The 4,460-nt window shown below is 43.8% G+C and carries 1 protein-coding gene and 2 pseudogenes; all 3 read right to left on the bottom strand.

What is annotated here, in order from left to right:
* Positions 1-1,448: pseudogene (locus VK541_RS04585) on the bottom strand (galactose oxidase); the annotation flags it as partial.
* A gap of 90 nt (positions 1,449-1,538) precedes the next feature.
* Positions 1,539-3,731, bottom strand: a complete 2,193-nt coding sequence (locus tag VK541_RS04580; RefSeq protein ID WP_324367377.1) for a GH92 family glycosyl hydrolase — start codon at positions 3,729-3,731, stop codon at positions 1,539-1,541.
* Between the two features lie 18 nt (positions 3,732-3,749).
* Positions 3,750-4,460 (bottom strand): annotated as a pseudogene (locus tag VK541_RS04575) (xylosidase); the annotation flags it as partial.

The following is a 4,460-nucleotide window of genomic DNA, read 5'->3' as shown; positions in this document are numbered from 1 at the left end:
TTAAACTCAGGGCCGGTTAACGAGCCCTTCATCAGCTGCAGGCTGGACTGGTACTTGTTCTTGGGGAATTTTAATGCATAGTAGGCCTTGTTCTTTTCATTGATGACCAAAGAATTGGCAAATACAAAGTCCTCTCCTTTTACCTTCAGCTCATAGATTTTTTTGATGGTTTTTTTTTGGACATCAAAATACAGGAGATCGTATAAGTTCCTCGGATTGAGCATTTGCTGACCAGTGGAACTGCCATAACCACCCAATATGTATGCCCCATTTCCGCTTTTTCCCAGAGCAGCCAGGTATCGCGGGGTAAAGCCTTCCGCTGTTATTTTAGCTTCTTTCCAGGTTTTTGTCGGAAAATGATATTGCTGCACCTCGTTCTTATAAAGAAAATGCCCGTAGCCGCCAACGATATACAACGAAGAATCTGCGGGATTATAAAATTTATTGCATAGCCAGAAATCAGTAATACTGGTATTTGGGTTAAAATTTTCAGTCCAGCCTTTGGTACCCGGATCATAGACACTCACCGTTTTTCTGTCAATATAAAAATTGACAAGGTTTCCGCTGGCGTCGACCAAGGACTGGTTTCCGCGCAATAAATTGAGTTTACCAGATGCATATGGGACTTTTCTTGTCTCCGCATTTTTGACTGTGTAGTTGATCAGCGTATCATTTGAAAGAATATGAAGGACTTCATTTTTGGCATCAAAAGCTATGCTTGCGGGACCATCAACCGTAGTATTCAGCAGCGGCTGCCAGTCGTAATGCAGTTTTTTAACCCATAAAGGATTAGTCGCCAGGGCTGTTTTGCCGGCCAGTTCTTCTTTTACCTCTGCACCTTCATATTCATTCAGGGGCCAGAAATATTTTCTTACCCCATCAGCGGAAATACCGATGTTGCGGATCTTCATTGGCGGAACATCAGTGGTTTTAAAATCCCGGTACTCATTGGCTCCAAACAGGATCTTAAAGCAGCTGTTCCTCCTGAGTGCTATCGCTGTCTGGTATATAAATTTCCCATTGCTTATCCTGAGCAGCTTCTTTTCGTAGTCAAAACTGAGCCGGAGTGTAGTCCATTTGCTAAAAATGGCATTCTGCGGGATGTCAAAAGCGATATTAGAGAATTTCTCGCCTGCGATGATCTTAAAACGACTGTTCTCCCTGGCATTTTTGTCATAGATCAGGTCAATATTCTGATTGTTATTATCAATAAGTCTGAGGACATAACCGAAGTAATCCCTTCTTGAAGGAAATAACATAAGGTCGAAAGTAATTTCAAAATTATGATCGAAACACAAGGTTTCACCCGGACTCAGGTCCAGTCCTGTTCTTTGGTCCTGAACCACCTCATGGCTATAAAAACCCAGTCCGTAAGATTGTGCATAACTATCAGTAAATGATAGTGTAAATAAAAGAAGCAAGATGAATAGTGGTAACCCGGTTTTCATATCAACACGCTAATATAATTATATATCTGTATTGATTTTGAATAAATGCCCCGTTATCCTTCTTTCAGACAACGGGGCATTTGCAGAAAATTATTTTACTCCCCATTTTTTGTTGGGCAGTGGCCCCATTTCAAGCTCGAGTTTACCCCCGGCTACAAGCTGTTCATGGGTAAACCATGGGGAATCAATTGTTTTGCCGTTGAGTTTCGCACTTTGAATATATTTGTTTTGTACAGAACACTTATTGGCGATCATCTGGAACTGCTTTCCATTAGGAAGATCGATGGTCACATTTTCAAACACCGGACTGCCAATGGTGTAAGCAGGTATACCAGGCGTAACCGGGTAGAAGCCCATTGATGAGAATACGACAAAAGCAGTCATACCACCCCCATCCTCGTCGCCGGGAATGCCAAACACATTGTCCTTATACCAGGTATCTAACAAAAACCTGATGCGCTTTTGTGTTTTCCAGGGAGAATTGCTGAAGTTGTACAAGTAAGGGATATGGAAACTAGGCTCGTTACCCATAGAAAACTGGCCTACAATGCCGGTAAAATCGGGGAATTTGGCCCAGAGCTCATACTTACTTCTGCCAAGAGGCTCACGGTAAAGCTGATCCAGCTTGTTTTCAAAGTTATTCACCCCGCCAAAGAGACCGATTAAGCCTTTCACATCGTGCTGTACCTGCCACAAATAAGTCCAGCCATTGTTTTCATCATAGAAATCCCTGCCCCCCATACCGCCGTCAAACTTAGGATCTATCTTAATCCAGTTGCCATCCTTGTCTTTTGGCAAAAACATCTGGGCATTGTTATCCCAAAGATTTTTATAATTGTTGCCTCTGCCGTTAAATTTCGTATAATCCTGGGTCTTGTTCAGTTCTTTTGCGAACTCGCCCAGCGCCCAGTCATCGTAGCTGTGGCCCAAAGTAATGGCCACTGCCTGACGCTTCTCAAAACTGTGAACGGTTTTATTGGTCTCTTCCTCACCGATCTTCAAAGCAGGAAAATAACCTTTTTCATAATAAAAGTCTTCCAGATCAGTTTTAGGCCCGTTCTTCCAGGGCAGCATAGTGGCTTGTGTGGCATTTTTAAGCATTCCTTCATAAGCCACATTCACATCATAGTTCCTGATGCCCTTGCGGTAACCGTCCAGAAAAGTAATGGTAGAGTGAAATCCGTTCATGCAGGGGTTGTCTCCGTACAGCAACGGAAATGTAGGCACCCATCCGCTTTGCTGGTACATCAGCACATACGAATTCAGCATGTCACCTTCCTGCGCTGGATTGAGAATGGTCCTTAGCGGATGATGCGCAAGGTAAGTATCCCAAACCCAGTCATCTACATAAAAAGGACGGTTGGTTTTATGCACCTGCTTGTCATAACCGCTGTAATACTGTCCGTCTTCAGTGATGTCTACCATACGTTCATAACAGCGGTACAGTGCGGTATAAAAGCTGCGTTTCTGGGCATCAGTTCCACCGGTTGATTTGATCTGGTTGATCACCTTAGACCATGCCGCCTCACCAAGTTTAACCTGCTGATCAAAAGTGGTCGTCTTCAGTTCATTGCCGTGATTCTTTTTGGCCTGATCAGCACTGATAAAGGACAAGGCATACTTAAGTTCTATTGTTTTTACCCCTTTATCAAAGGTAAGCAACAACTTGTTTCCGTTCTTCTCTGCTGTTGCATCAGCATTCAATGTGCCATACATGTAGACCTTAACACCGTCCCAGGTCTCCATACCGGTGACTTCCCTGGCCGACGCAAGCTGTATCTGACTTTCGCCCCTGTTGTATTTATCAAAGATCAGCGCTTTTGTACTATTTTGAGGAAAATCAAACTTAAAGATGCCAGCTTTTTTACCAGGAGTAAATTCGACTTTGATGTCGCTGTCAATCAGATAGGTAGAATAATACCAGGGACGGTTGATCTCCAGATCATGGTCATAGGTCATTCTCTTCGTATCCTGCGCACTTAAGGCGGGCTTAACCGAAAAGACCTGTCCGTTCCGGTGTGAAACCACTGTTAAAGGAAAATTAGAGATCTGATCGTCCATATAATCAGCCCTTTGAGGAGTCATCCTGATGACCTGGTTGGGCAACTGTATAGTTGGTCTTGTAGGTTCTAAAATTGCACCTACATTTCCGATTCTTGGATCAACATACTTCAGGTTACCTTCTCCGCTATAGTTTGGCTGTTGTGCCTGCGCAAACAAGACCGGCAAACAGGCAACTGCCAGGGTCAAAATGGTTGTTTTAGGTGTAAATCGTTTGTTCATATATTAAAAGTAATAATTTTATTTACGCTCCGGCATTTTTATGCTCAGGGGTTTTTCATTGCGCAGCATTTTGGCAGCTTCTCCTGTCAGCCACAGATAGTGGTCTGATGGTTTGCCGTCATTGTTTACAAAAGAGGTCACTTTACTCACAGGCGGATGGTCTGTCACCTTGAATATGGCAGTAGCTTCATTCACCTCATCAAACATCGCAACATACAGCATCGATGCCCCTACATTGATAACAGTAGCAATTTGCTGCCAGTAAAAGCGGCCTCCTTGTCTCGGAATGGAGCCCACCGGCTTCACGTCATCAGGAAACTCATATTTGCTCAGGTTGTGCCAGCTAAAACCCGGATAAATGCAAGGCACATAATCGACCTTATTGTCGCGGCACCATTTGATATCGGCTATTGTATTGTCCCGCAATCTGTCCATGTCATTGTGCAGCAGCGGCGAATAACGCTGTACCGACCATGGCAGCACGATATCGCTTTTTTTGATCAGTTCATGCAGGTAGGGATCATTCACACAATCTGCATTGAGCGTGCGCCAGGCCATAGGGACGCCCAGCATGACCGAGCAATTGCCATAAACAGGATCATTTTTAAGAAAATCTATGAATTTATCCAATCCGATATTGCGCATGTTATAAGGCCTGTCAGGAAATCCGATTCCCCATATGGTTACCAGAGGCTTGCCATTGTGGTGAATATAGGTTTTTTTACCAGT

This window comes from Pedobacter sp., assembly GCF_035317785.1.
Lineage (GTDB): Bacteria > Bacteroidota > Bacteroidia > Sphingobacteriales > Sphingobacteriaceae > Pedobacter.
This window is presented reverse-complemented; position numbering and strand designations above follow the sequence as displayed.

Excerpts from the sequence above, each read along its gene's own strand:
- VK541_RS04580 (WP_324367377.1), bottom strand. The coding sequence starts at position 3,731 with ATGAACAAACGATTTACACCTAAAACAACCATTTTGACCCTGGCAGTT.